The sequence below is a fragment of the Deinococcus metallilatus genome, from assembly GCF_004758605.1.
Taxonomy (GTDB): Bacteria; Deinococcota; Deinococci; order Deinococcales; family Deinococcaceae; genus Deinococcus; species Deinococcus metallilatus.
Genome location: NZ_CP038512.1, coordinates 2,678,518 through 2,704,699, shown reverse-complemented (window position 1 = coordinate 2,704,699; position 26,182 = coordinate 2,678,518). Strand labels below are relative to the sequence as shown.

The window sequence follows — 26,182 nt, the reverse complement described above, 5'->3', positions numbered from 1 at the left end:
TCCCTTACGCCCCCGGCTGCGTCACGTCCCGCCCCTGGCTGGAGGGGATCACCGCAGGCTGACCTTCGGGCGCGGGCAGCAGCACCAGGTCCAGCACCTCGCCCACACGCTCGACCGCGTGGATGCGGAGTTCGCCGCGAATGCTGTCGGGCACTTCCTGGAGGTGGGCTTCGTTGTCCTTGGGGAAGATGACCTCGCGGATACCGCCCTGGTGCGCGGCCAGCAGCTTCTCCTTGAGGCCGCCGATGGGCAGCACCCGGCCTCTGAGGCTGATCTCACCGGTCATCGCCACGTCCAGACGCACCGGGCGGCCCGTGATCGCGCTGATGACGGCGGTGGCAATCGTGATGCCCGCGCTGGGGCCGTCCTTGGGCGTCGCGCCGTCGGGGAAGTGGACGTGCAGGTCGAGCTTCTTGTGGAACTCGGGGTCCGCGCCGTACTTGTGGGCGTGGGCGCGCAGGTAGGCGACCGCCGCCTGCACCGATTCCTTCATCACGTCCCCCAGCGAGCCGGTCATGCTGATCTTGCCGGTGCCGGGCGTGGCGAGGGCTTCGACCATCAGCATCGTGCCGCCCACGCTGGTCCAGGCCAGGCCCTGCGCGACGCCGACCTGCGGTTCCTTCTCCATGCGGTCGGGGCGGTGCAGCGGCACGCCGAGGTAGTCGGGAATGTCGGCGGCGTCGATCACCCGCACGCCTTCCCAGGGCTTCTCCAGCAGTTCGCGGGCGGCCTTGCGGGTCAGCTTGCTGATCTGCCGGTCGAGGTTACGCACGCCGCTCTCGGCGGTGTACTCCTCCACGATGCGGTTCAGCGCGGCGTCGGTGATCTCCAGCTTGCCGGTCAGGCCGTGACTCTTGACCTGGCGGGGTACCCGGTACCGCTTGGCGATCTCCACCTTCTCCTGCTGCGTGTAGCCGGGGATGTTGATGACTTCCATACGGTCCAGCAGCGGGCGCGGGATGGTCTGGAGGGTGTTCGCCGTGGTGATGAACATCACCTGCGAGAGGTCGTAGGGCACTTCGAGGTAGTGGTCCTGGAAGGTGTGGTTCTGCTCGGGGTCGAGCACTTCCAGCATCGCGCTGGAGGGGTCGCCGCGCCAGTCGCTGCTCATCTTGTCGATCTCGTCGAGCAGGATGATCGGGTTGGTCACGCCCGCCGTCTTCATCGCCTGGATGATGCGGCCGGGCATCGAGCCGATGTAGGTGCGGCGGTGGCCGCGAATCTCGGCCTCGTCCCGCACGCCGCCCAGCGCCATCCGCACGAACTTGCGGTTCAGGCTGCGGGCGACGCTCTTGCCCAGCGAGGTCTTGCCGACGCCGGGAGGGCCGACCAGCACCAGGATCGGGGCGCGCAGCTCGGTGTCGGTGCTTTCCTCGGCGCTGCGGTCCTTCGCCTCGTCTGCCTGCTCCGGCTTGTGCGTCAGTTGGCGCACCGCCAGGAACTCCAGAATGCGGTCCTTCACGTCGCCCAGCGCGTAGTGGTCGGCGTCGAGGATGTCGCGGGTGCGGCCAATGTCGAGGATTTCCTCGTCGCGCTTGCTCCACGGCACGTCGGTCAGCCACTCGATGTAGTTGCGGACGACCGTCCCCTCGGGGCTGCCGCCGGGCGTGCGCTCCAGGCGCTGGAGTTCCTTGAGGGCCTTGTCCTTGACGGATTCGGGCATCCCCGCCGCCTCGATCTTCTCGCGCAGGGCCTCGACCTCGGCGGGGCCTTCCTCGCCGCCGCCCAGCTCCTTGCCGATGGCCTTCATCTGCTCGCGCAGGTAGTACTCGCGCTGGTTGGCGTCCATCTGTTCCTTGACGCGCCCGGCGATCTTCTTGTCCATGTTGAAGCGTTCGACATCTCTGGTCAGCAGCTTCAGCACGGCTTCCAGGCGTTCACGGGGCGAGACGGCCGCGAGGACTTCCTGCTTCTCCTCGGGCGTCCAGGTGGCGTGGTGCGCGACCTGGTCGGCCAGCGCGCCGGGATCGGTCAGGTTCTTCAGCCCTTCGAGCTGGTAGTTGTCCAGCCGCAGGTTCTTGTTCTGGCGCTGGTATTCCTCGAAGGCCGACTTGACCTCCCCTGCCAGCACCTGCACCTCGCGGCCTTCCAGCTCGCTGACCGGGGCAGCGGCAGCCTGCGTCTCGGCGCGCACGCGCAGGTAGGCGCTGGGCACCTCGTCCAGCACGCGGGCGCGTTCCTGCGCCTCGACCAGCACCTGATAGGTGTTGTCGGGCATCCGGACGACCTGCTTGACGACGGCCAGCACGCCCATGTCGTACAGTTCAGCCCCGGTGGGGTCGTCGGTGCGGGCGTCACGCTGCGTCAGCAGCAGCACGCGGCGGTCGGAGGATTGCGCCTCGTCCACCGCGCGCTTGCTCTTGGGGCGTCCCACATCGACATTCATGGTGATGCCGGGCAGGATCACGATGTTTCTGAGGGCGACAACGGGAAGTTCCCAGATCATGCTTGCTCCTTGAAACCGGGCCGGGAAGCCCGGGAATGGGTGAGTCTAACGCGGGATGACTTCCGCAGGGCCTGCCCCGCTGGACAGGCCTGAGAAAAAGACACCCCGCCCACGATGTCCCAGATTCTAAGGACAGGGGCGGGGTGATGCTGTAACTTATGTCGCTTTTACGCAGACTTCTTGAGTCCCTTAGACTCAATCAGTGTCAGGGGGTGGTCGATGTTGGGGGCATCGAAACGCAGTTCCTTCAGGCCCTCGACCGGCAGCTCGAACAGCAGGTCGGTCATCGCCTTTTCCAGCACCGCCCGCAGGCCGCGTGCGCCGGTCTTGCGTTCCTTGGCCCGGTGCGCCACTTCCCGCAGCGCCGCCTCGGTGAAGGTCAGGTCCACGTCCTGAAAGCCGAAGAGGGCCTGGTACTGCTTGACGATGGCGCCCTGCGGCTCGGTCAGAATCCGCACCAGCGCGTCCTCGTCGAGGTCCTGAAGCTGCACGACCAGCGGCAGACGGCCCACGAACTCGGGGATCAGCCCGAACTTCACCAGGTCTTCGGGCAGGAAGCGCAGTTCTTCCTTCTCCTCGCCCTTGTGTTCGGCACCGAAGCCCACCGAGCGGACGTTGGTCCGGGTGCGCGCGATGTCGCCCATGCTCTCGAAGGCGCCGCCCACGATGAACAGGATGTTTTTCGTGTTCACCTGCACCAGTTCCTGCTGCGGGTGCTTGCGGCCCCCCTGCGGCGGCACCTGCGCGACGGTCCCCTCGATGATCTTGAGGAGCGCCTGCTGCACGCCCTCGCCGCTCACGTCGCGGGTGATGCTCGTGCCTTCGGACTTGCGCGCGATCTTGTCGATCTCGTCGATGTAGATGATCCCGCGCTCGGCGGCGGCCACGTCGTACTCGGCGGCTTGCAGCAGGCGCACGATCACGTTTTCCACGTCGTCGCCCACGTACCCGGCTTCGGTCAGCGTGGTCGCGTCAGCAATCGCGAAGGGCACTTCCAGCATCTCGGCCAGGCTGGAAGCGAGCAGGGTCTTGCCCGTCCCGGTCGGCCCGATCAGGAGGATGTTGCTCTTCTGGAGGTTCACGTCGGGGTGTGCGAGGCGCTGGTAGTGGCTGACCACCGCGACGGCCAGCGCCTTTTTCGCCTCGTCCTGCCCGATCACGAACTCGTCGAGGTAGGCCTTGATCTCCTTGGGGCTGGGGAGTTCTTCGAGGCTGAACTCGCTGCCCTTGGCCTTGTTCTGCTTGACCAGCTCATGCGCGCGGTCGGTGCATTCGTTGCAGATAAAGGCCGCGCGGCCCGGCGCCTCGATCAGTTGCGCGATCTGGGGATGTTGCCGCCCGCAGAACGAGCAGCGGTCCCCGCCGATGCTGCCGCCGCGCCCGGTCACAGGGCCGCCTCGACCTGGCGGGTGTTCTCGATCACCGAGTCGATCAGGCCGTACTGCAACGCTTCATGCGGCGACATGAAGTAGTCGCGCTCCATGTCGCGCAGCAGCTTCTCGTGGGGCAGGTCGGTGTGCCGGTGGTAGATGTCGATCAGCGTGTCGCGCAGGCGCAGCACCTCCTTGGCCTGCACCTCCAGGTCGGGCGTGTTGCCCCGGAAGCCCGCCGAGCCCTGATGGATCATGATGCGGCTGTTGGGGAGTGCCAGCCGCTTGCCCTTGTCCCCGGCCATCAGCAGCACGCTGCCCATGCTCATCGCGATGCCGACGCAGATGGTGCTGACGGGGGCCTTGATGTAGCGCATGGTGTCGTAGATCGCCAATCCCGCGTACACCTCGCCGCCGGGGCAGTTGATGTACATCTGGATTTCCTGCTCGGGGTTCTGCGAGTCCAGCAGGAGAAGCTGCGCCACAATCGTGTTCGCCATCTGCGACTCAATGGGCGTGCCCACAAAAATGATCCGGTCTTTGAGGAGGCGCGAGTAGATGTCGTACATCCGCTCGCCCCGACCGGTCTGCTCGATCACGTACGGGATCACGCTCATGCGGCGCATTATCGCACGGGATGCTGGCGGGAACGTGGGGAAAGCTGCGCTGGGGGACCCTCACCCCCTCGCTGCGCGAGGCCCCTCTGCAAGCAGCTCTACGAGTCTCCCAGAGGTAGAGGGGTCAAAAAAAGCCCTCTCCCCTGGGGAGAGGGTTGGGGTTGGGTGAGGGGTCTTCAGTCCACGATCAGCGGAATCAGCACCGGGTTCCGGCCCGTCACCTTGCGGACAAAGCGGCGGACCGCCCCGTACATGTCGTCGCGCACGTCTTCCAGGCGCTTCTTCTCACGCATGCCGGTTTCGACGGCGTCGAGGGCGACCTTGCGAATCTGCCCGTCGAGGTCGCGGTTGGGGCGGACGAAGCCGCGCGAGACGATCTCGACATGCGGCGTGGGATGGAGGACCGCCGTCATGATCAGGATGCCCTCCTGGCTCATGTTGGCGCGGTCGAGCAGCACGTCGTCCCCGATGTCGCCCACGCCCAGGCCGTCCACGTAGACGCCCCCGGCGGGCACGGTGCCGGTCACCTTGAACTCGTCGGCGCCGAGGCGGATCACGTCGCCGTTGCGGGCGATCAGGGTGCGGCGGGGCGGGCGGGGGAGGGTCTGGGCCAGGCGGGCGTGGTTGATCTGGTGGCGGGGTTCGCCGTGCCAGGGCAGGAAGTACTTGGGCCGCGCCAGGTTCAGCACGGTGGCGAGTTCCTCCTGCGAGCCGTGCCCGGAGGCGTGGACCCGGTAGGTAGGCGGGTAGTACACGTCCACGCCGATCTCGTACAGGCGGTTGATGACGAGGTTCACGGCGTCCTCGTTGCCGGGAATCGGGTTGCTGGAGAGGATGACGGAGTCGCCGCGGCGCAGAGCGATCTTGGCGTGGTTGCCGAAGGCCAATCGACTGAGCACGCTCATGGGCTGGCCCTGCGAGCCGGTGCAGACGTACAGCACCTGCTGGTCTTGCAGGTCGCCGACCTCCTCGTTGGTCAGCAGCGGTTCGGGCAGGTCCATGTAGCCGAGGCTCTGCGCCACCTGGGCGTACTTCAGCATGGAGCGGCCTTCCATCACCACCCGGCGGCCCTGGCGGTGCGCGATCTGGATCACGTTCCCGATGCGGTGGACGTTTGACGCGAAGGTGGTCATGAAGACGCGCCCCCGGCACTTCGAGATCACGTCCTCCAGATTCTTCGCCACCTCGGCCTCGCTCATGGTGCGGCCCGGACGCTCGGCGTTGGTGGAGTCGCTGATCAGGAGCAGCACGCCGTCCTTCCCGGCCTGTTCGATGCGGCCCAGGTCGGAGAGCTTGCCGTCACTGGGATGCTCGTCCAGCTTGAAGTCGCCGGTGTGCACCACCCGCCCGACCGGCGTGGTCAGGATGTACCCGGCGTTGTCGGGAATCGAGTGGGTCATGCGGATGAACTCGACCTGGAAGTGCTTGCCGATGCGGACCTTGGCGTTGAGGTCCACCTCGCGCAGGTCCGTGTCGCTGTCCTTGACGCCGAACTCCGAGAGCTTCTCGCGCACCAGCCCCAGGGTGAGGGGCGCGCCGTAGACCGGCACGCGCGGCAGCCGGGGCAGGATGTAGGGCAGGCCGCCGATGTGGTCCTCATGGCCGTGCGTCAGAATCCAGCCCTTGATCAACCCGGCGTTCTGCTGGAGGTAGTCGATGCGCGGGATGATCAGGTCCACGCCCATCTGGTGCGGGTCGGGAAAGGCCAGGCCGCCGTCCACGACCATGATCTCGTCGCCGTAGCGGTAGGCGGTGATGTTCTTGCCGATCTCGCCCATCCCGCCGAGCGGAATGACTTCGAGAAAGTTTTCCTGGGATTTGGTTTCCTGGAACTTGGTTTCCTGTTCCTGCTGTGCGGGCACGGCGGCCTTTCCGGCCTGCGCGTCCTTGCCTGGGTTGGTCATGTGTTCTCCGGTTGCACGGTGCTTTGTCCTGCCCTGATGTGGGTTAATCCGGTGGTCAATAGCGGTGCGTTCTGAAGTGGGATGCGGCTGCGCTGTGGGGCGCGGCCCAGTGAAGACGGATTGTGTCGCCCAGCCGGGAAAGGCCGGGGCGCAGTGTTCCCAGGGTAGCACAGGCCCTCTCGCCCCCCCCGTTCCCCCCGCCCCTTCCACTTTTGCCGTATGAAGCCGCTGTGAAGGCAGGTATCATGAAGGCGTGAGTGCCCAACGGATTCTCGTGATCGAGGACGACCTCGACATCGCCAACGTGCTGAGGCTGGACCTGACGGACGCGGGGTATACGGTCGAACATGCCGACTCTGCCATGAACGGCCTGATCCGGGCGCGTGAAGACCACCCCGACCTGATCCTGCTCGACCTCGGCCTGCCCGACTTCGACGGGGGCGACGTGGTGCAGCGGCTGCGCAAGAACAGCGCCGTGCCGATCATCGTGCTGACCGCCCGCGACACCATCGACGAGAAGGTCCGGCTGCTGGGGCTGGGCGCGGACGACTACCTGATCAAGCCCTTTCACCCGGACGAACTGGTCGCCCGCGTCAAGGTGCAGCTGCGCCAGCGCGTCAGCGAGAGCCTCAGCATGGGCGACCTGACCCTCGATCCCCAGAAGCGGCTGGTGACCTACAAGGCCGAGGAACTGCGCCTCTCGCCCAAGGAGTTCGACATCCTGGCGCTGCTGATCCGCCAGCCGGGCCGGGTGTACTCGCGCCAGGAGATCGGCCAGGAAATCTGGCAGGGCCGCCTGCCCGAGGGCAGCAACGTGGTGGACGTGCATATGGCGAACCTGCGCGCCAAGCTGCGCGACCTCGACGGCTACGGCCTGCTGCGGACGGTGCGCGGCGTTGGGTACGCGCTGCGCGGCTGAGGCCGGGGCGGTGGAGGACGACCTGCTGATGCCCGAACAGGCCCCCCCGCCCCTGCCGGACGCCCTCGCGCAGGTGGACCTCGTGCCGCTCCTCGCGGCGCTGCCCGACCCGGTGCTGCTGCTGGGGGGGGAGGCCGCCTGGCTGAATGCGGCCGCCCTTGAGCGCCTGGGCGAGCTGCCCGCGCCGGGAGCCTGGCAGGCCCTGTTCCCGCCCGACACGGCCCCGCTGCTCGCGCGGGCCGTCCAGCGGGCGGCGGCGGGGGAGACGGTCCGCGAGAGCGTGCTCCTGCCCGGCAGCCAGGCGCCGACCCTCGCCACCCTCACGCCCGCCGGGCCGGGCCGGGTGCTGCTGCACCTGCGCGACACCCGCCACCCGCTGGAGGTGGCCGAGGAACTGATGGACGGCCTGGGGCTGGGGATGCTGGTGCAGGCCAAAGGTGGCGGGGTGCTGGCCGCCAACGCCGCCGGGCAGGACCTGCTGGGCCTCAGCCTGGCACAGATGACCGGGCAGGCTCCGGCGGACACGCGCTGGCACCTGATCCACCCCGACGGGCAGCCCTTCCCCCAGGAGACGCTGCCGACCGCCTTGGCCCTCCAGACCGGCGAGGCCGTGCGGGACGTGTTGCTGGGCGTGGTGGTGCCTGGAGCAGGGGAGGCGGACGAAACGCGCTGGCTGAAGGTGACCGCCCTGCCCCGCCGCGCGCCCGGCACCACCCGGCCCAAGCAGGTCACCACCGTTTTTGCCGACGTGACCGGGGAGCGGCGGCTGCGCCAGCAGATGCAGGCCAGCGAGGAGCGTTACCGCTCGCTGGTGGAGGCGACCTCGCAGATCGTGTGGGTGACCAGCGCCGGGGGCGAGCTGCTGGGGGAGCAGCCCACCTGGGCGGCCTTTACCGGGCAGACCGAGGCGGAGTACCGCGGGTCGGGCTGGGTCGAGGCCGTTCATCCAGACGACCGGGCCGGGGCGCTGGCGGCGTGGCAGCAGGCCGTCCAGTCCAGGATTCCCTACCAGACCGAGTACCGCCTGCGCCGCGCCGACGGCGTGTACGTGCCGATGCAGGCGCGGGGCGTGGCGGTGGTCAATGCTGACGGCAGCGTCCGCGAGTGGGTCGGGGTGAACGAGGACCTCAGCGCCGTCAAGGCCGCCGAGGATCACCTGCGCGCGCTGAACGCCACGCTGGAAGAGCGGGTGGCGGACCGCACCCGCGAACTGGCCGACCTCACCCGCTTTTCGACCCTGCTGCTGACGGCCGCCGGGGAGGGCATCTTCGGGCTGGACGCCTCGGGCCGCACGACCTTTGCCAACCCGGCCGCCGCGCGTCTCCTGGGGCACAGCGTCGAGCGCCTGATCGGCTCGGTGCAGCACGCGCTGATCCACCACCACCACGCCGACGGCCGCGAGTACGCGCTGGCCGACTGCCCGGTGCATCAGACGTTGCAAGACGGCCAGCCCCGCCGCTGTGAGGCAGACGTGTTCTGGCACGCGCAGGGGCACCCGGTCCCGGTGGCCTACGTGGTTTCGCCCACCCACGGCCCGGATGGTCGGGTGACCGGCGCGGTCGTGATGTTCCAGGACGTGACGGAGCGGGTACGTGCCCAGACGGCCCTGGAACAGGCGATGGCGAACCTGGAGCGCAGCAACCGCGAACTCGAACAGTTCGCCTACGTCGCCAGCCACGACCTTCAGGAACCCCTGCGGACGGTCGGCAGCTACGCCGAGCTGCTGGCCAGGCGCTACCGGGGCCAGCTCGACCCGCGCGCCGACCAGTACCTGGACTTCATGCAGGACGCGGTGGAACGGATGCGCGGCCTGATTCAGGACCTGCTGGGATTTGCGCGGGTGGGCCGCTTCGGTGAGCCGCAGCCGGTGCCCCTGGAGGGCGTGTTGCGGCAGGCCGCGCAGAACGTGCAGGGCGCCCTCCAGGCCAGCGGCGGCACCCTGACCTGGGACACGCCCCAGACCGTCTGGGGCCATCCGGGCCTCCTGGTGCAAGTGTTCACGAACCTGATCGGCAATGGCCTGAAGTTCTGCCGCGAGGGCGTCCCTCCCCGGGTGGCCGTGACGGCGTGCGTGGAGGGCCAGCAGGTTCACCTGGGGGTGCGGGACAACGGCATCGGCATCGCCGCCGAGTACCATGAGCGGGTGTTTGCGATCTTCCAGCGCCTCAACCGCCGTGAGGCCTACCCCGGCAACGGCATGGGGCTGGCGATCTGCCGCAAGATCGTCGAGCAGCACGGCGGGACCCTCTCCCTCACCTCCACGCCGGGGGAGGGCACCACCTTTCACCTGACGCTTCCCCTTCTGCCCCCCGGACGGTCCACCCCGTGAACCCGATGTCGCCCCCCGAATTCCAGCCCTCCCCCCAGCCCCTGATCGAAATCCTGCTGGTCGAGGACAGCGAACCCGACGTGCTGCTGACCCAGGAAGCCTTTGAGGGCGCCCGCGTGCCCAACCGCGTCCACGTGGCCCGCGACGGCGTGGAGGCCCTGCGCTTTCTGCGCCGCGAGGGCGAACACGCCGGGGCCTCCCGTCCAGACGTGATCCTGCTCGACATCAACATGCCGCGCAAGAACGGCCTGGAGGTGCTGGCCGAGATCAAGGCCGATCCCGACCTCGCCACCATCCCGGTCGTGATGCTCACCACCAGCCAGTCCGACGAGGACGTGCGCGGCTCCTATGCCCGCCACGCCAGCGGCTACGTGGTGAAGCCGGTGGGCTTCGAGAACTTCCTCAGCGCCATCCGCGCCTTCGAGGACTTCTGGATGACCTTCGTGCGCTTCCCGCCGCGGGTGTAGCGGGACCGGCGCGGGCGGCACAAGGAGGCGTCCCCGGCCGGGTGGTCGGGGACGCCTTCGCCCTGATGGGCCGGGAGCTTTAGCGGCGGTCGGTCGTGGTCGTGTAGGTCGTGCCGGTGCCGGTCGTGGTCTGCACCGTGGTCGCCGGGCGGTTGCGGCCCATCAGGCCGAACAGGCCCAGCAGACCGAGCAGACCCCAGGGGAACTGGCGGGTATCGGCCACGCCGTCGTTGTTGCTGTCCACCACGCCGTCGTGGTTGGGGTCAACGGTGTTGTTGACGGCGTCGGTGGTGTTCTGGGCGGCCTGGTCCACGGCCGCCCCTGCCTGTTCGGCCGCGCCGTCGTTCGCGTCGGTTCCAGCGGGGGCCGCCGTATCGGTGGCCGGAGTGTTGGTGCTGGTGTCCTGCACCTGCACGTAAGCGGCGCTGGGCGCGGTGGCGAGCGCGGCGGGGGCGGCGAGGATCAGCGTCAGGGTGAGCAGCGTCTTGTTCATGGGAACTCCTTGGGTCGCCCGAGAGCAACAGGTGAATGGGTCACAGTCTGCCCGGCGCACATGACCTCCCGCTGAGCCGCGCCCCTATGAGTCCTTCATGTGCTGGCCGTGTTCAGGGCTCGGCCGCTGCCCCGGTCCCCTCCCCGGCGGCCGCCTGCATCGCCGTCAGCACATTGCCCAGATGCGTGTCCAGGTCCACGCCGAGTTCGGCCGCGCCCTGGGCCACCTCCTCACGGTTCACGCCCGCCGCGAAGGCCCGGTTCCTGAACCGCTTCTTGAGGCTGGAGAGTTCGAGGCCGCGCACGTCGCGGTCGGGGCGGATCAGCGCGGCGGCCTGCACCAGCCCGGTGAGTTCGTCCACCGCGAAGAGCGTCCGGGCCAGCCGCGTCTCACGGGGTGTTCCGGTGTACGTCGCGTGTCCCAGGATCGCGTCCAGCACCTCCGGCGGCGTGTCCGTGTGTTCGCGCAGGTAGCCCACCCCCCAGGTCGGATGCTGCTCCGGGTGCTGTTCGTAGTCGAAGTCGTGCAGCAGACCGGTGACGGCGTAGAGCTCCTCGTCTTCCCCCCAGTGGCGGGCATACCAGCGCATGGCGGCCTCCACGTTCAGCATGTGCCGCCGCAGCGACTCGGAGGGGGTGTGTTCGGTCATCAGGGCGTGGGCCTGGGCACGGTTCATGCCCGAGTGTAGAGCTTCCTTCAGCCGCCTTCTTTCCGTGAAGGCAGCAGGAGCCGGGCGATTTCCTCCAGCAGGTCGGTGACGCGGCCGACCTGCGCCGCGCTCAGCTCGGGATGGGTGCGCTTCAGCGTGGCCTCCAGGGGGACAGCGCCGCGCGTCTGGAGGTCACGGCGGACCTCCGGGGCGAGGCTCACCTGCACGCGGCGTCCGTCGCTGGGGTCGGGGGTGGTGATGAAGATGCCCTCGTCGCGCAGGTGCGCCACCGTCTTGGAAACGAGGCTCTGCGCCAGCTTCACCCGCCTGGCGATCTCGCTGATGGACGTGTGCGGATGGTGGGCCACGTCTTCCACGACGGCCAGTTCGCTCAGCGAGGGCAGACCTTCGCCAGAAGCCGACGTGGCCTGGACGGCCAGTTCGCGCAGATGGCGGGCCAGGCGGTGAAGTTGACCGGCATCCATCCTCCAAGTCTATCTCACCATATACATCTGTAGTGATGTATATGTGGTGATGCAACTGGCGATGACCGTTCCGCCGCCAGGGGCGAAAGGAGGCCCGATGAGCCTCACCGAACTCCTGGTCAGCCTGGCCCTGATCGGTCTGGTCGTGCGGCAACTGCGCGGCCGACCTCTGACGGTGCTGGGTCTGCTGTGGCCGGTCGCGCTGGTGCTGATCGCAGGCGCGGAATATGTTCATTCCCTGCCGGATGCCGGACACGGCCTCGGCTTCGTCCTGGGGTGTGGGGGGATCGGCGCGGTCCTGGGGGTTCTCTCCGGCGGCCTCACCCACGTCTCCCGCCGCCGGGACGGAACGCTCATCGCGCGGGCCACCGGACCTGCCGCCCTGCTGTGGGTCCTGGGTGTCGGCGCCCGCCTGGGCTTCGCGCTGTATGCCCAGAACGGCGGCGGCCCGGCCATCGCCCACCTCAGTGCCGCTTATCACCTGACCGAAGCCGCCTGGACGGGTGGCCTGCTGCTGATGGCCCTGGCCGAGGTGCTGGGCCGCACCGCCGCCCTGCTCTGGCGCAGCAGGCATCCCTCTGCCTCACCGCTGCCCGCCTGACTAGGGTCTGTCTGGCTGAAGAATCAAAGCCAAAGAAGGATGCAAGCGAGGTGGACACCGGCTAAAAACTGGTGTCCACGCTTCTCGTACCGGGTGGCAATCGCCCGAAAATCCTTGAGGCGATTGATCCCCCGTTCGACGACCTGGCGGCCTTTGTAGGCTTCTGCGTCAAATTTTGGGGGGCGTCCCCCCCGCTTGCCCTTCCGCAGCCGGGCCTTGCGCGCATCCTGGCGCTCGGGACAGACACACCTGATCTTGCGTGCCCGCAAAGCACGCCGGTATTTCCTCGCCCCATACGCCCGATCCATCCGAAGGGTCGGGGGACGCTTGCGCGGGCGTCCCGGTCCGGGACGCCCCACCCGCACGGCCTCCAGAAGCGGCACGAGGTAGGTCGGGTCGCTCGCCTGCCCAGCAGAGATCAGCACACTGAGGGGCCGACACTTCCCATCCATCAGGACGTGGATTTTGGTGGTGCGTCCCCCACGACTGATCCCGAGCCACTCGTCTTCGAGCGCCCCCTTTTTTCCAGCTTGGCTGGCTCTTTTCGTGCGCCCACCGCAGCGCGGTGGGCTTTGACGTGCGTGCTGTCCGCCGCCGCGCCTTCCCAATCAATCTTTCCCTCAGCATCCGCTTTCAGGTGCAGGGCGGCCAGAATCTCGGCCCAGACCCCGCTGCGCGACCAGCGGGTGAAGCGGTCATGACACGTCTTCCACGACCCATACCGCTCGGGAATGTCTCGCCACGTTGCCCCGGTCTTCTGACGCCAGATAATGCCGTTCAGCACCGGCTTATGGTCCTTGTAGGCGTGTCCCTTCTTGGGGTTTTTGGGGAGCAGTGGGGCCAGAATGGCCCACTGCTGCTCCGTCAAATCCGTCCGTCCCATCCCCCTATCCTGCCAAATTCAGCCAGACAGACCCTAGCCCCCGATGTACCGCGCCCACTCCGGCTGCCAGTGGGCGAACTGCCCGTGGGCGTAGACGCCGAACGTCGGCGCGCGAGGCCGGGAGCGCAGTGGCATCCCGGCCTCGTCGGGGGTGCGGTTCCCCTTGCGCTGGTTGCACGCCCGACAGGCAGTCACCACATTTTCCCAGTTGTGCCGCCCTCCCCGCGAGCGCGGCATCACGTGGTCGAGGGTGAGGTCGGCCTCCGAGCCGCAATACTGGCAGGCGAAGGTGTCGCGCCGCAGCACGTTGCGGCGGTTGAAGGGGACCGGGTGGACGCGCGGGCGCCGGACATACCGCTTCAGGCGGATGACGCTGGGCACCCGCAGGATGGTGCTGGGGGAGCGGACCATGTCACCACTGACTTCCAGCACCTCGGCCACGCCGTACTGGAGGAGCGTGATGGCGCGCTTGGCGCTGGTCACGTGCAAGGGTTCGTACGACGCATTCAGGACCAGCACACGCGGCGCATTCAGGTCCGGCACCACGCGCAGGCCGCGCGCCTCCTCTCTCGTCACGCTCGCCAGGGGATTCACAAGGTGCATTCTAGGGCTTGACGGTGAGGCGAATGTTGCGTCAGGTGGCTTATACGGATTCCGTCTGCTTCGTGAACAAACCGGGAGAGCGCCGGTTTGTTCACTCCGCGCCCGGGACCCGTTTTTCTCCTTCTCGCTCTGCTCGGACTTCAGGTTTACGTGTAAACCTTTCCATCGGAGTCCGTATGAGCGGGCGCGTTCGGCGGTCGGCTCCGGGCCGGAATCAGGCCGCCGTTCCCCGCAGGAATTCCAGCACGCCGTCCGCGACGTACTGCACGGCGAGCGCACCCAGCAGCACGCCCAGCACGCGCGTGACCACGTGCACGCCGGTCACGCCGATGACGCGCGCGATCTGCCCGCTGAGGCGCAGGGCGAAGTAACACAGCAGCAGGACGAAGAAGGTCACCACGAAGACCGCCGCCAGCAGGGCCGGGCTGCCGTGGGCGTCCCCCGCCAGAATCATGATGCTCGCCAGCGTGCCGGGTCCGGCGATCAGCGGAATCGCCAGCGGAAAGACGCTGATGTCCTGGCGTTCCTGGGCCTCCTGCTCCTCCTCCGGCGTTTCCTTGCTGCCGCTGGGGCGGGCGAAGACCATGTCCAGCGCGATCAGAAAGAGCAGGATGCCGCCCGCCACCCGGAACGCGCTCAGGCTGATACCCAGGTGATCCAGCAGTGCCCGCCCGAACAGCCCGAAGCAGAGGATGATCACGCCCGCCACCAGCGACGCCCGCAGCGCCATGCGCCGCCGCTCGAAACTGGGCCGGTTGCCCGCCAGGCCGATAAAGATCGGCGCCAGCCCAATCGGGTCCATCACCACCAGCATGGTCAAAAAGGTCTGAAGGCTGATGCTGGACAGTTCCGCCGCGTTCACCCGTCCAGCCTACCCGCTCCGGCCAGCGGGATTCCGGCAGGGTCAGGGACGGACATTCACGTCCAGGGTCCCGTCCGCCTCGAAGGTCCGGTCGCCCCGGCGCAGCACGCCCCGCACGCCCACCGTGTAGGTGTTCGGGGGGGTGCCGGGGGCCACCGCCACGTGGAGCGGCACCGTCTCACCCGCCGGAGCCTGGCGGCGCGGCAGGGTCAGGGTGATGCCGGGCGTACTGCTCGCGGTGCTCAGCACGAAGGTCCCGGGGTGCGACTGCGGCGTGTACCCGCCCACCCGCACCGTGAGGTCGAGCCCCTCGCCCGCCCGCACGCTCACCTCGTTGACCGAGTTGCCGCCCGCCGGGGCGATGACCACGTACCCCCCCGCGCATCCGGTCGCCCGCAGCACGCCGATGTCCCGCACCCCCACCGCCAGCGCCGGAAGGAAGGACGCCACCACCAGCCCCAGCCCCAGCGCCGCCCGCCGGGGGTAGCCCCAGTTCGTCGCCGTGAAGGCCAGCCCCCCCGGCCCCAGCAGCAGCGGCACCAGCAGGGCCAGCAGCGTCCGCCCCCGGCACGGGTCACCCAGCAGGGCCAGCCCCGCCGTCCGCACCAGCACAAACAGCAGCGCCCCCGCCCCCCACCCCAGCAGGAAGGGCACCAGCAGGGACGGACGGGCAGCGGCGGGCGCGGGAACGGTCATGGGTGCAGGCTAGCGCGGCGGCCACAGGACAAACCGGGAGCCGGGAGAATCGGCCCACCTGATACCGACTTGCTCTGATTCCAGAACATCCGGGCAAACCACCGGATGTTCTTCCATCGCTGCAAGCCGGTATTTTCTTCTTCTCGCTTCGCTCGGGTTCGTCTTCGACTCACCTCAAGTTCGTATGAGGCGTGCGCGGTTCAGCTTACCGGTTCCGGCCGCGCCGCGCAGTCCGGGCAGAGGCCCATGAATTCCAGGCGCACCTCCGTGACCTGGAACCCCGCCGGGAGGGCCGCTGCCGGAACGGTCGGCACCGCGCCCGCGTCCACGTCGAAAATCGCGCCGCAGCCCCGGCAGACCGCGTGGTGATGGTCCTCGCCCGCGCGCTTGTAGTCGTAGCGGGTGGCCTGTCCGGCCCGCTCGATGGTCACCACCACGCCGTCGCGCACCAGGGCGTCCAGCGTCCGGTACACCGTCCCCAGGCTCACGTTGGGCAGGGTCGCCCGCACCTGGCCATGAATCCACGCGGCGTCCGGATGCTCCCGCGACGCGCGCAACACCTCGATCACGGCGTGCCTTTGCCGGGTTTGCCGCACCATCGTCATGGGGCGAGGATAGCAGACGGGCGGCTGGGGGCCGGAGGTCGGGGATCACGGTTGAGCTGGGAAATGGGAAGGGCTCAGTGGGAGTTTTGGCCTGGGGCGGATGCTTCTGCTGCACTTTTCCTCCTTCCTCCTGACCCCTTCCCGCTCATGGCCGCACGGTGCCTCCTTGCCTTCGTTCAGCAAATCCATTAGAACACTGAACGTGCCCGCCCGCCTGCTGCCCCTGCTGACCGAACAGCCCCAGACCGGGGACGCGCTCGGCACTCGCCTGGGCGTGGGCCGCGTGACGGTGAACACGTGGGCGCGGCGCCTCGCGGAAGACGGTGTGCCGGTCGTGGTCACGCGGGGCGGGTACGCGCTGGCGCCCGGCACACCCGCGCCGCAACTCGTGCCGGTCGCGGGCACCTTCGGGCAGGCCATGCGGTATTCCGGCACGGTGGGCAGCACCCAGGACGAGGCGCGGGCCTGGGCCGACGACGCCACCGACCCTGCCCCGCACGGCGCGGTGGTCGTCGCGGAACGGCAGACCGCCGGGCGTGGGCGGCGTGGGCGAGCCTGGGACACCACCCACGGCACCCTGGTCTTCAGCGTGCTGCTGGCTGGCCCCCTGGCCCTGCCCGACCTCGTGCGGATGCCGCTGGCGGCGGGAGTGGCCCTGCAAGCCGCCTGTGAGGTCGGCGGGCTGAAATGGCCCAACGACCTGCTCGCCCCCGACGGGCGCAAGCTCGCGGGCATCCTCCTCGAAGCGGACCTGCGCGGCGAGGAGGCGCGGCGGGCGGTCCTCGGCATCGGTGTGAACGTCAGCGCCGCGCCGGAGGGGGCCGCCCATCTCTCCGAATTCCGGCCCGGCCTCACCCGTGCGGGCCTCCTCGCCCAGATTCTGGCCGAACTGGAACGCTGGCTCGCCGCGCCGCCCGAAGCCGTGCTGGAGGAATGGCGGGCCGCCAACATCACGCTGGGCCGCGAAGTCCGTGTGGTCACCCCGCGCGGCATTCTGACCGGAACGGCCCTCGACCTCGACGCGCAGGGCAGTCTCCTCATCCGCACGCCCGGAGGCACCACCGTCACCGCCCACGCGGGCGACGTTCAGCTCGTCGGCACCCTCGCCCCTTCACCCCGTCCACAGGAGGACACCCCATGACGCAAGCCACCCACCCCACCCTCGCCCGCACGCTCGCGCCCACGCCCAGCCTCGCCCGTGACCTGCTGCTGATCCTCGGCGGCGCGGCCCTGGTCGCCCTGGTTGCGCAGGTCGAACTGCCGCTCAAGCCGGTGCCCGTCACCCTCCAGACGCTCGCCGTGCTGCTGGTCGGCGCGGCCCTGGGCTGGAAGCGTGGTGCGGCCAGCCTGACCACCTACCTCCTCGCGGGCGCGGCGGGCCTCCCGGTCTTCGCGGGCGGCAGCGCGGGCCTCGTCAAGTTCGCGGGGCCGACGGGCGGTTACCTCCTCAGCTATGTCTTCGCCGCCGCCCTCGTCGGCTGGCTGGTGCAGCGGTATGCGCTGGACCGGAGGCCCCTGGGCGCCGCCCTCGCCATGCTGGTCGCCAGCGTGGTCATCTACACCTTCGGCCTCACTTGGCTGAGCGCCGTCACCGGCCTGAAGGGGCAGGCGCTCCTGAACGCGGGCCTGACGCCCTTCCTGGCCGGGGACAGCCTGAAGATCGGGCTGGCGGCGCTGCTGCTGCCGGGGGCCTGGGCGTTGGCGCGGAGGCGTTAACGGAGTAGAAGGAACGCCCCCACCTTCACTCGGGTGGGGGCTTCTTCTTCGGGTGGGTTGTCGATGCGTCCCGTGCGGAGGCCCCACCCGAAGCGTAAGCCCAATGTGCGCCTCTGGCAGGCGCGGGAGCATCCGCCGAAAGGTGGAGGCAGGGGGTAGGGGAAATGGCGAGGGTCAGAGGGTAACAACGGTCAATGCGGGGAAGTCGCCAAAGTCGTTGGGGTTGAGGGTGAACAGGCGGTCCGCCCGGTGCAGGGCATGGGCACCGATCAGAAAGTCGGGCAGGACGGGGCGGATGCCGCGTTCGCCGCCTGCACGTTTGCGCGCATGGTGGTCAGCGTTCGCCCGGCCCGCCTCAGCCCAGATGGCAGGATTCATCTCAGGGTCGAGCGTGACGCCGGTGGCCTGGAGAAACGAGTCGATGAGAGTGCGGGGCGTGTTGGGCCGGGCGTGGAGTTCGGCGTAGACCACACCGCAGATCACAAGCGGGCCTTGCGCGTGAAGACTGGCGAGGCGCCGGGCGACAGCTTGAGCCTTGGGTGTGGCGTCCAGCAGTTCGCTGATGATGTTGGTGTCCAGGGCGGTCTTCAAGAACCGCTCCCGATCTCAGCGCCCGCCGCCTCTTTGTCCGGTGTCTCTTCCAGAGCAATAACGCGCGCACCGGGGCCACTTCGCAGGATGCGGAGTTCCTCGTCGCTCATTCCCTCATGGCGTGTCTCACGGATGAAGTCCTCGGTGGTCTGTCCAGCGGGGAGTGGGGCCGCACCTACCCAGGCCAGGAACGGATTGTCCCCGTCCCTTTTGGGGCGGACGTGAACCCCCTGGTCGTCCATCACGAATTCGACCTCATCTCCCTGTCCGACGCCCAGCCGCTCCCGCACCTCACGCGGCAGAACAACCTGCCCCTTGCTGCTGATGGTGGCCGCCTTAGTCCGCATGTTCTCCCCTTTCGTCTTACATTCTAGCAGTAAAGGTAAGACATAAAGCAACAAAAACCGCCCCTACCTCTACCCAGGCAGGGGCGCACTGTCTTTTCCTAACGCCTAATCCCTAACCCCTCACTCCGCCAGCGCGGGGGTTTCGGGCGCAGCGGCGATGGGATCGCGGCCTTCCTTGATGCTCGCCAGCACGCGGTCGCGGATTTCCTGCTCCATCTCGGGGCGCTCGGCGATGTAGGCGATGGCTTTTTCCTTGCCCTGGCCGATGCGCTCGTCGCCGTAGGAGTAGAAGCTCCCGGCCTTCTTGATGATGTCCATGTCGGAGGCGAGCGTCACCAGATCGCTGAGCTGGTCGAAGCCCTTGCCGTACATCAGCGTCAGTTCGACTTCCTTGAAGGGCGGCGCGACCTTGTTCTTGACGGTCTTGACCTTCACGGTATTGCCCACCGCGTCGTTGCCCAGCTTGACCGGCTGGCCAATCTTGCGGACATCGAGGCGCACCGAGGCGTAGAACTTCAGCGCGCGGCCCCCGGTGGTCGTCTCCGGGTTGCCGTACATCACGCCGATCTTCTCGCGCACCTGGTTGATGAAGATGGCGGCGGTGCCGGTCTTGGAGAGGATGGCGGTCAGCTTGCGCAGGGCCTGCGACATCAGGCGGGCCTGCAGGCCGGGGAGGCTGTCACCCATCTCGCCCTCGATCTCGGCGCGGGGGGTCAGGGCGGCGACGGAGTCCACGACGACCACGTCAATCGCGCCGGAGCGCACCAGCAGCTCCATGATCTCCAGCGCCTGCTCGCCGTTGTCTGGCTGGGAGACGAGGAGTTCGTCGGTGTTGACGCCGAGGCTGCGGGCGTACACGGGGTCGAGGGCGTGTTCGGCGTCGATAAAGGCGCAGGTGCCGCCCGCCTTCTGGGCCTGCGCGATGATGCTTAGCGCCAGCGTGGTCTTGCCGCCCGACTCGGGGCCGTAAATCTCCGTGACGCGCCCACGCGGGATACCGCCCACGCCCAGCGCGAGGTCGAGGCTGAGGCTGCCGGTGCTGACGCTTTGCACGTCGAGCTTGCTCTCGGCGCCCAGGCGCATGATCGAGCCTTTGCCGAACGCCTTCTCGATCTGCGTCATGGCCGTCTCGATGGCCTTGAGGCGTTCCTTGCTGTCGCCGGGCGTGCCGAAGTCCTTGGGGTTGTCCTTGCTCATGGCGTCTCCTCTGGGGGATGAATGGTGAGTGGAGGGGTGTTTTCGCTGGTCGCTGGAAGCTGGCCGCTGGCCGCTCCCCTGAAGCGGAAGGTGCTCACGGTGTCGTAGATCGGGCCGGTCTTACGGAGGATGCTGCGGATCAGGGCCGCGTGGCCCGCCTGCCAGCCGAGGTCGAAGGTGAGGGGGGGGATACGGGGAGCCGGGCCTTTTTTGCGCGCGAGGGTGACGTGGGCCTTGAAGGGGAGGTCGTCGGTCTTGAGGCCCAGGGCGTGAACGCCGTCGCGCAGGCCGGTTGCCAGGTCGGTCAGTCCTTCCGCCTCCACCTTCACGAACCAGACGCGCGGGCTGCCCTCGTTGGGGAAGTAGCCGGTACCGCGCAACTGGATTTGCATGGGCGGGAGGTCTTTGGTCAGTGCGGCGCCCAGCCGCTTGAGGTCGTCCACCTTCTCTGGCGGCACGGCGGGCAGGTAGGCGAGGGTGATGTGGAACTGGTCCGCGCGGACGGGGCGCCAGTTGCCGCGCAGTTGCCGCTGCGCTTCCGCGAGAGGGGCGGCCGCGTCACCGGGCACCTTGAGGGCGTAGAAGAGGCGGAGGGTCCGGTCCTGGGCCGTGGGGGAGGGCTGGGCTTCCGGCGCTTCGGCCCGGGGGACAGGCTTCATGGGAGGCCGGGGTGCTTTCCTGATCTTGGTCATGCGCCACCCGCTTCTTCACCGGGCTGGGGGAGGCGCAGGGTGCGGTAGGCCAGGGCGAGGGCGGCCACGGCTGCGCGCTCGCGGACCTGCGCGGGGTCGCCCGGCCAGTTCACGTGCCCCACGTTCTCCAGGTCCTCGGCACTGAGGGCGACGAACGCCTGCCCGGCCTGCTCGCCTTCCGTGGTGGTCACGACGGCGAGGCCCACGTCAGCGCCGAGGTGTTCACGTGCCCCCGCCGCGAGTTCGCGCGCCGCTGCCTCGCTGACCACGCCGACGCTGCCCAGCGTGACGGGTGTCAGACCCAGCGTGATCAGCCGCGCGTGGTCTACCGTCACGGCGGCATCCAGAAAGCCCGGCTCGTCGGCCAGCAGCAGGCACAACGCGCCGCCGCTCCCGGCCTCGATCACGCCCAGGGTGCGGCCGTCCAGCTCACGGGTGACGGCCCCTGCCAGCGTGCCCTCGTCCTCGCCCCAGGTCCAGCGGCCCAGTTTGTTCCGGACAGTATCCAGCACGGGCGCCGCGAGGACTTGCGCTTCCCCGGCAGTGGGGGCGCTGGCCGCCACCCGCACGTCTACCCCCGTCCGCCGCGCGTAGGTCGCGACGCTGGGATTGGCCCCCTTGGTCAGGTCGCCCAGCAGTTCCGCGATGTTGCTCTCCCCGATGCCCTGGGTGTGGATGGTGACGGCGTAGAGGGCCTGGTCGGGCAGCGGCAGGCGGGGAAGCACCTGCTCGCGCCACATCTTCTGCATCTCGCGCGGCGGGCCGGGGAGGGCGACAATGTATTTGCCGCCAGTCTGTACGAACCAGCCGGGCGCGGTGCCGACGGGATTGGGCAGGGCCTCGGCGCTGGGAATCCGCCACGCCTGCTTGCGGTTTACCTGTGGCATGGTCCGGCCCCGCGCGCTGTACAACCCTTCCAGCCAGGCGAGGAGTTCCGGGTCTTCTTCCGGCGTCTCGTTCAGCACGGCCGCAATCGCCTCGCGCGTGAGGTCGTCGTCAGTGGGGCCGAGGCCGCCGCCCACGATCACGAGGTCGGCGCGGGCGAGGGCCTGCGCGATCCCCTCCGCCACCCGGTTCAGGTTGTCGCCCAGCACGACCTTGCGGTGCAGCGTGACGCCGCGCGCCGCAAGCTCCCGCGCGAGAAAGGCCGCGTTGCTGTCGACGATCTCGCCGAGCAGCAGCTCCGTTCCCACGCTGATAATTTCTGCTAGCAGCATAACAACCTCGCCTGAGTATAGGAGATAACGAAACGGGAATCCAGTGGCGACATTCCTGAAGTGTACGGGTGGTGGCGGGGGAGAGGGGGCAGACTTTCAGGCTCAGGGGAACCTCCGGGGACGGCACACCGTACTTCAGAGCATGTTCGCCTGGCTTCCCCGGGGTGACCGCCTCGCGGCGCTCTCTGTGCTGGAGGAACGCGCAGCCCGCCTGGCCCCGGAGTTCCTGCCCGTTCTGCGCGCGGCGCGGGCCGCACCCCTCACGGAGCCGGAGTTGCGGCGGCTGGAGCAGCGGCTGGCATGGCGGATTTTGCGGCGCTGGCTGAATCGCTCCCGCTGACCCCGCTTCTCTGACGGCGAAATACCCCGAACCCGATCTGTCTCACCCCGCACCCGAGGCGGCCCCGGTAGACTGAGCGGGTGAAGGGGCTCATGGTCAGTGGTCAGTGGTTCGTGGTCAGTGGATTGGATGTCTGTCTTTCTCCACTCCCCACTTCCCACTCACCGCTCACTGCACCGAAGGTGCGCCCATGAGCGCCCTCTACCAACGCGCCCGACCGATCAACTGGGATCAGGTGGTGGGCCAGGAACACGTCAAGGACGTGCTGCGCGCGGCGCTGGAGCAGGGGCGGGTGGGGCACGCCTACCTCTTCAGTGGGCCGCGCGGCGTGGGCAAGACCACCACGGCCCGCCTGATTGCCATGACGGCCAACTGCACCGGGCCGCTGCCGAAGCCCTGCGGCGAGTGCGAGAGCTGTCTCGCGGTGCGGGCCGGGTCGCACCCCGACGTGCTGGAAATCGACGCGGCCAGCAACAACTCGGTGGACGACGTGCGCGACCTGCGCGAGAAAGTCGGCCTCGCGGCGATGCGCGGCGGCAAGAAGATCTACATTCTCGACGAGGCGCACATGATGAGCCGCGCGGCCTTCAACGCGCTGCTCAAGACGCTGGAGGAACCGCCCGGCCACGTGATCTTTATCCTGGCGACCACCGAGCCGGAAAAGATCATCCCGACGATCCTCAGCCGTTGCCAGCACTACCGCTTCCGCCGCCTGACGCCCGAGGAGATCGCCGGAAAACTGGCGGGCCTGACCCGGCGCGAGGGCGTGATGGCCGAGCTGGAGGCCCTGCACCTGATCGGGCGCCTGGCCGACGGCGCGATGCGCGACGGCGAGAGCCTGCTAGAGCGGATGCTGGCGGCGGGCACGGCGGTGACGCGCGCCGGGGTGGAGGAGGCGCTGGGCCTGCCACCGGGGGAGCGCGTGCGCGGGATTGCCGGGGCACTGGTGCTGGGGGACGCGGGCGCGGCCATCACCGGAGCCGCCGAGCTGTACCGCGAGGGCTTCGCGGCCCGCACGGTCGTGGAGGGCCTGGTGGCGGCCTTCGCCTCGGCCCTGCACGCCGAACTGGGCCTGGAGGGCGAGGCCCTGGAGGGCGCGGACGTGCCCCGCCTGCTGAAGCTCCAGGCCGCGCTGGACGAGCAGGAGGCCCGCTTTGCCCGCTCGGCGGACCAGCTCAGTCTGGAACTGGCGCTGACGCACGCGCTCCTGGCCGCCGAGGCGGGTGGGGGAGGGGGAACGGTCAGTGTGGCGGCCCCCGCCAGCGTCCCCACCGACGTGACGCAGCGCCTGAATCGGCTGGAAAAGGAACTGGCGAGTCTGCGCGCGAGTGGGCGGGGGACGGCGGCCCCGGCGAATGAGGTGCCTGCCTTCGAGCCGGGTGGACGCCGGGCGGCTCCTGTCAGTGAGGCTCCGGCCCGCGCCGCGTCCGCTCCGCCGCCTGCGGCCGCGCCCGCTCCGGTGCAGGGCAACTGGGCCGACGTGACCCGGCAGGCCAGCATGCAACTGCGCGCCTTCCTCAAGCCTGCCCGGATGCACGCCGAACCCGGTTACGTCAGCCTCACCTACGACGAGAAGAGCAGCTTTCACGCCAAGCAGATCGCCGGAAAGTTCGACGAGGTCGCCGCGCTGGTCCTGAAGGTCTTCGGCCCGGTCACCTTCGAGCTGATCGCGCCGGAGGGAAACCGGCGGGTGAATCTCGGAGGGCGCGGCCCCGACGGCGGTGGGGGAGGCGGGATTCCTGCGCCCTCCGCACCGTCCGGCCCCGCGCCCACCCCGGCCCGCAATGAGCCACCGGGAGCTACCGTCCCCGAGGGTTCCGCCCCCCAGCCTGCTGCCCGGCCCCGCGCCTCACGCGGCCCGGCGTTTGCCCCCCTGCAAGGGCCGACCGCTCCCCAGGCCCAGCGGAACCCGGCTGGGGCGGCCACCGCCACCCTCGACGCGCCCGCCCCCCTGCGCCCCGCGCCGCCCCCCAGCCCGGACGACGTGGCCCCCGCGCCGCTGCCTGACGCCGCAGCCGCCCCCTGGGAGGAAGAACACGCCGCCGATCCGCCCCCGGCCCCCGCCGACGCGCAGGCCGGGGACCGCGTGCCTCCGCCCGGCACGGCCCGCGAGCTGTACATCGTGGAGGCGATCACCGAGGAACCCGACTGGGGGGACATCGGCGGCGCGGTGGAGGGGCCGCCGCCCAGCCTGGAGGACGCGCCCTTCGCAGGCGCGGTGCCTGCCCGCCCGGTCCCGGCCTCCCGGCCCGAACCCCGCCCCACCGCCCAGGCCGCCGCCCCCGCCCGCCCCGGCGACATCCGCGCGCACCCGATGTACGAGGAGATCAAGGGCCGCTTCTCCGGCCGCGTGCGCGAGATCGGCAAGAACCGCAATCCCCAGCCCGCCGCCACCGGAGCCGACGAGGGCGAGGAAGAAGGGGCGTAGAGCGCCCACCCGGCGGCCCCCCAGCCCCACCCCCAGGGAATGAAGCCGGTCCCTTCACGTTTCTCCCGACCCCCTGCGCTACCCTGCGCCCACACTGTGAAGACCTCTCCCTTCCTCGCCGCGCTGCTGGTCCTGACGCTCGCTCCTCTGGCGGCGGCGCAGGCCCCGGTGGCCGCTCCGGCGGTCCCGGATGCCTCGCCGCTCCCCCCGGCGGTTCCAGCCACCCCGGCCGCCCTGGCCCCGGTGACCCCGGCCGTTCTGGCCCCGGCACCCACCCCCGCGCCGATCAGCAGCGTGCGGGGGTTGTGGGTGGACGCCTTCGGGCCGGGCCTGAAGACGCGGGCGCAGGTGAGCCAGACCGTCGAGGATGCCGCCCGGCTGGGCGTGAACGCGCTGTTCGTGCAGGCGATCCGCCGCGCCGATTGCCTGTGCCGCCGCTCTGCGCTGCCCGTCGTGACCGACGCCGATCTGGAAAAGGGCTTCGATCCGCTGGCCGAGATCACCCGCCTGGCCCACGCGCGGGGCATGCGCGTGATCGCCTGGGCGAGCGTGACGGGCGTGGCCAACAGCCAGGTGCCGAACAGCAATCCCGCGCACGTGTTCCGGCAACACGGGCCGGACGCGGGGGCGGCGTCGTGGCTGGCGCGGCGTCCGGACGGTTCCTGGCGGGAAGGCTCGGACGGCTGGCTGGACCCGGCGATTCCCGAAGCGGCGGACTATATCGTGGCGGGCGTGGTCAGCCTGGTGCAGAACTACCCGGTGGATGGGGTCCAGCTCGACCGCATCCGTTACCCGGACGGCGGGGCCTGGGGGTACGATCCCAAGACGCTGGCCCGCTACCGCGCGGAAACCGGCACGCGCGGCACCCCGGCCCCGACCGACGTGCGCTGGCAGAACTGGAAACGCGAGCAGGTCACGGCCCTGGTCCGCCGCATCGCCCTGGAGGTCAAGGCCGTGCGGCCCACTGCCTGGATGAGCGCGGCGACCATCACCTACGGCCCGCCGCCCGCGCCCGGTGACCTGGCCGCCTTTCACAAGACCCGCACCTATGCCGACGTGTTGCAAGACTGGCCCACCTGGATGCGGGACGGCTTGCTGGACTTGAATGTCCTGATGAACTACAAGCGCGACGCGGTGGGCGACCAGGGCGCCTGGCTGGACGGCTGGAACGCCTTTGCCGCCAGCGTGCGCGCGGGGGCGGAGGTCGCGGGCGGCACCGCGCTGTATCTCAATCCCCCCGCCGTGACCGCGTCCCAGGCGACCCGCACGGTGCAGTCGGGCCTGGGCTGGGTGGGGTACTCGTACCGCACGCCCACCCTGGACGTGTACGGCACCCGCCAGACCACCCCGCAGGGCCTGACCGCCATCCGCGCCGCGCTGACCGTCCCCGGCGGCGCCCTCGCCACGCCCGTTCCCTGGACCAGCCAGCCCCGCACCTTGCGCGGCCTGATCGGGCGCGTCGTCGGGACGCCCACGCCCGGGGGCCGCCTGGTGGAGGCCCTGCGCGACGGGCAGGTCGTGGCCCGCACCACCACCGACGGCAGCGGCCACTACGGCTTCCTGACCCTCCCCCCCGGTCCCGTCGAGGTGCGGGTCAGCGGCCAGCGATGGGCTGAACCTGTCCCCCAGACCGGCGTGATCCGCTATCCCGACCTGCTGGTCCGCGACGTGCAACCGGCGGCGAGCGGAAAGCCGTAGGGCATCAGGGGGAAAGAGGAGGGTCTA

26 protein-coding genes are annotated in these 26,182 nt (G+C 69.4%); 9 read left to right on the top strand and 17 right to left on the bottom strand.

The features are described from left to right. Positions 1 to 4 precede the first annotated feature (4 nt). The 4 genes from lon to E5F05_RS19205 form a co-directional block, all read right to left on the bottom strand. Positions 5 to 2,446 (bottom strand): endopeptidase La, encoded by a 2,442-nt coding sequence (gene lon / locus E5F05_RS19220; protein WP_129120254.1) that lies wholly within the window; start codon positions 2,444 to 2,446, stop codon positions 5 to 7. 167 nt (positions 2,447 to 2,613) lie between these two features. Next, positions 2,614 to 3,834 carry an ATP-dependent Clp protease ATP-binding subunit ClpX gene (gene clpX, locus E5F05_RS19215; RefSeq protein ID WP_129120253.1) on the bottom strand — a complete coding sequence of 407 codons (1,221 nt, stop codon included), beginning with the start codon at positions 3,832 to 3,834 and terminating at the stop codon, positions 2,614 to 2,616. Further along, positions 3,831 to 4,442, bottom strand: coding sequence for an ATP-dependent Clp protease proteolytic subunit (clpP, locus tag E5F05_RS19210; RefSeq protein WP_129120252.1), 612 nt, complete (start codon positions 4,440 to 4,442; stop codon positions 3,831 to 3,833). Before clpP ends, clpX begins: the two co-directional genes overlap by 4 nt. Positions 4,443 to 4,609: 167 nt before the next feature. Then, positions 4,610 to 6,337, bottom strand: a complete 1,728-nt coding sequence (locus E5F05_RS19205) for a ribonuclease J (RefSeq protein WP_129120251.1) — start codon at positions 6,335 to 6,337, stop codon at positions 4,610 to 4,612. 253 nt (positions 6,338 to 6,590) lie between these two features. On the opposite strand from E5F05_RS19205, the gene E5F05_RS19200 reads away from it, so the two are divergent. From E5F05_RS19200 to E5F05_RS19190, 3 genes are read left to right on the top strand one after another with little or no spacing between them, the layout of a single operon-like run. Next, a complete protein-coding gene (locus E5F05_RS19200) occupies positions 6,591 to 7,256 on the top strand; it encodes a response regulator transcription factor (RefSeq protein ID WP_129120250.1) in 666 nt (221 codons plus the stop codon). Positions 7,257 to 7,284: 28 nt separating this feature from the next. Next, the gene (locus E5F05_RS19195; RefSeq protein WP_129120249.1) at positions 7,285 to 9,585 is read left to right on the top strand and encodes a PAS domain S-box protein; all 2,301 of its coding nucleotides are present in this window, start codon (positions 7,285 to 7,287) and stop codon (positions 9,583 to 9,585) included. Between the two features lie 5 nt (positions 9,586 to 9,590). Then, complete coding sequence (locus tag E5F05_RS19190) at positions 9,591 to 10,052, top strand: response regulator (RefSeq protein ID WP_129120248.1); 462 nt, start codon at positions 9,591 to 9,593, stop codon at positions 10,050 to 10,052. A 79-nt stretch (positions 10,053 to 10,131) separates the two neighbouring features. On the opposite strand, the gene E5F05_RS19185 is transcribed toward E5F05_RS19190, so the two are convergent. The 3 genes from E5F05_RS19185 to E5F05_RS19175 form a co-directional block, all read right to left on the bottom strand. Continuing rightward, complete coding sequence (locus E5F05_RS19185) at positions 10,132 to 10,545, bottom strand: hypothetical protein (RefSeq protein WP_129120247.1); 414 nt, start codon at positions 10,543 to 10,545, stop codon at positions 10,132 to 10,134. Between the two features lie 112 nt (positions 10,546 to 10,657). Beyond that, the gene (locus E5F05_RS19180; protein ID WP_129120246.1) at positions 10,658 to 11,221 is read right to left on the bottom strand and encodes an HD domain-containing protein; all 564 of its coding nucleotides are present in this window, start codon (positions 11,219 to 11,221) and stop codon (positions 10,658 to 10,660) included. 20 nt (positions 11,222 to 11,241) lie between these two features. Continuing rightward, positions 11,242 to 11,679: a MarR family winged helix-turn-helix transcriptional regulator gene (locus E5F05_RS19175; RefSeq protein ID WP_129120245.1), complete on the bottom strand. Its 438-nt coding sequence runs from the start codon at positions 11,677 to 11,679 to the stop codon at positions 11,242 to 11,244. A gap of 97 nt (positions 11,680 to 11,776) precedes the next feature. Here E5F05_RS19175 and E5F05_RS19170 point away from each other — a divergent pair, with 97 nt between their 5' ends. Then, the gene (locus tag E5F05_RS19170) at positions 11,777 to 12,280 is read left to right on the top strand and encodes a DUF1453 domain-containing protein (protein ID WP_129120244.1); all 504 of its coding nucleotides are present in this window, start codon (positions 11,777 to 11,779) and stop codon (positions 12,278 to 12,280) included. A 23-nt stretch (positions 12,281 to 12,303) separates the two neighbouring features. Here the strand turns inward: E5F05_RS19170 and E5F05_RS19165 are convergent. The 5 genes from E5F05_RS19165 to E5F05_RS19145 all read right to left on the bottom strand — a co-directional run bounded on the left by E5F05_RS19165 (position 12,304) and on the right by E5F05_RS19145 (position 15,929). Next, positions 12,304 to 13,163 (bottom strand): IS5 family transposase gene (locus tag E5F05_RS19165; RefSeq protein WP_146719922.1). Its coding sequence is split into 2 segments (ribosomal slippage): positions 12,304 to 12,806 and positions 12,806 to 13,163, totalling 861 coding nucleotides; the frame shifts between segments, so codons are not numbered across the junction. 33 nt (positions 13,164 to 13,196) lie between these two features. After that, positions 13,197 to 13,766 (bottom strand): HNH endonuclease, encoded by a 570-nt coding sequence (locus E5F05_RS19160; protein ID WP_129120236.1) that lies wholly within the window; start codon positions 13,764 to 13,766, stop codon positions 13,197 to 13,199. Between the two features lie 214 nt (positions 13,767 to 13,980). Continuing rightward, positions 13,981 to 14,628, bottom strand: a complete 648-nt coding sequence (locus tag E5F05_RS19155) for a MarC family protein (RefSeq protein ID WP_129120235.1) — start codon at positions 14,626 to 14,628, stop codon at positions 13,981 to 13,983. 42 nt (positions 14,629 to 14,670) lie between these two features. Beyond that, a complete protein-coding gene (locus E5F05_RS19150) occupies positions 14,671 to 15,324 on the bottom strand; it encodes a hypothetical protein (protein WP_129120234.1) in 654 nt (217 codons plus the stop codon). Positions 15,325 to 15,524: 200 nt separating this feature from the next. After that, positions 15,525 to 15,929: a Fur family transcriptional regulator gene (locus tag E5F05_RS19145; RefSeq protein WP_129120233.1), complete on the bottom strand. Its 405-nt coding sequence runs from the start codon at positions 15,927 to 15,929 to the stop codon at positions 15,525 to 15,527. Positions 15,930 to 16,095: 166 nt separating this feature from the next. Here E5F05_RS19145 and E5F05_RS19140 point away from each other — a divergent pair, with 166 nt between their 5' ends. Together E5F05_RS19140 and E5F05_RS19135 are read left to right on the top strand one after the other, a co-directional pair. Continuing rightward, entirely contained in the window at positions 16,096 to 17,070 is a 975-nt protein-coding gene (locus tag E5F05_RS19140; RefSeq protein WP_244944501.1) for a biotin--[acetyl-CoA-carboxylase] ligase, read from the top strand. Further along, positions 17,067 to 17,645, top strand: coding sequence for a biotin transporter BioY (locus E5F05_RS19135; protein ID WP_129120231.1), 579 nt, complete (start codon positions 17,067 to 17,069; stop codon positions 17,643 to 17,645). The genes E5F05_RS19140 and E5F05_RS19135 overlap by 4 nt, the downstream gene beginning before the upstream one ends. A gap of 174 nt (positions 17,646 to 17,819) precedes the next feature. Here E5F05_RS19135 and E5F05_RS19130 read toward each other — a convergent pair whose 3' ends face one another. The 5 genes from E5F05_RS19130 to E5F05_RS19110 form a co-directional block, all read right to left on the bottom strand. Next, complete coding sequence (locus E5F05_RS19130) at positions 17,820 to 18,236, bottom strand: type II toxin-antitoxin system VapC family toxin (protein WP_129120230.1); 417 nt, start codon at positions 18,234 to 18,236, stop codon at positions 17,820 to 17,822. Next, positions 18,233 to 18,583 carry a type II toxin-antitoxin system MazE family antitoxin gene (gene mazE / locus E5F05_RS19125; RefSeq protein WP_129120229.1) on the bottom strand — a complete coding sequence of 117 codons (351 nt, stop codon included), beginning with the start codon at positions 18,581 to 18,583 and terminating at the stop codon, positions 18,233 to 18,235. The genes E5F05_RS19130 and mazE overlap by 4 nt, the downstream gene beginning before the upstream one ends. A gap of 120 nt (positions 18,584 to 18,703) precedes the next feature. After that, the gene (recA, locus tag E5F05_RS19120; protein WP_129120228.1) at positions 18,704 to 19,780 is read right to left on the bottom strand and encodes a recombinase RecA; all 1,077 of its coding nucleotides are present in this window, start codon (positions 19,778 to 19,780) and stop codon (positions 18,704 to 18,706) included. After that, positions 19,777 to 20,439, bottom strand: coding sequence for an RNA 2',3'-cyclic phosphodiesterase (gene thpR / locus E5F05_RS19115; RefSeq protein ID WP_241687239.1), 663 nt, complete (start codon positions 20,437 to 20,439; stop codon positions 19,777 to 19,779). The genes recA and thpR overlap by 4 nt, the downstream gene beginning before the upstream one ends. A 29-nt stretch (positions 20,440 to 20,468) precedes the next feature. Continuing rightward, positions 20,469 to 21,689: a CinA family nicotinamide mononucleotide deamidase-related protein gene (locus E5F05_RS19110; RefSeq protein WP_129120226.1), complete on the bottom strand. Its 1,221-nt coding sequence runs from the start codon at positions 21,687 to 21,689 to the stop codon at positions 20,469 to 20,471. A gap of 142 nt (positions 21,690 to 21,831) precedes the next feature. Between E5F05_RS19110 and E5F05_RS19105 the strand changes: the two genes are divergently transcribed. From E5F05_RS19105 to E5F05_RS19095, 3 genes are all read left to right on the top strand, one after another. Continuing rightward, complete coding sequence (locus E5F05_RS19105) at positions 21,832 to 22,029, top strand: hypothetical protein (protein ID WP_129120225.1); 198 nt, start codon at positions 21,832 to 21,834, stop codon at positions 22,027 to 22,029. A 190-nt stretch (positions 22,030 to 22,219) separates the two neighbouring features. After that, a complete protein-coding gene (gene dnaX, locus E5F05_RS19100) occupies positions 22,220 to 24,457 on the top strand; it encodes a DNA polymerase III subunit gamma/tau (protein WP_129120224.1) in 2,238 nt (745 codons plus the stop codon). A 96-nt stretch (positions 24,458 to 24,553) separates the two neighbouring features. Continuing rightward, positions 24,554 to 26,155: a glycoside hydrolase family 10-like protein gene (locus tag E5F05_RS19095; protein ID WP_129120223.1), complete on the top strand. Its 1,602-nt coding sequence runs from the start codon at positions 24,554 to 24,556 to the stop codon at positions 26,153 to 26,155. Positions 26,156 to 26,182 lie beyond the last annotated feature (27 nt).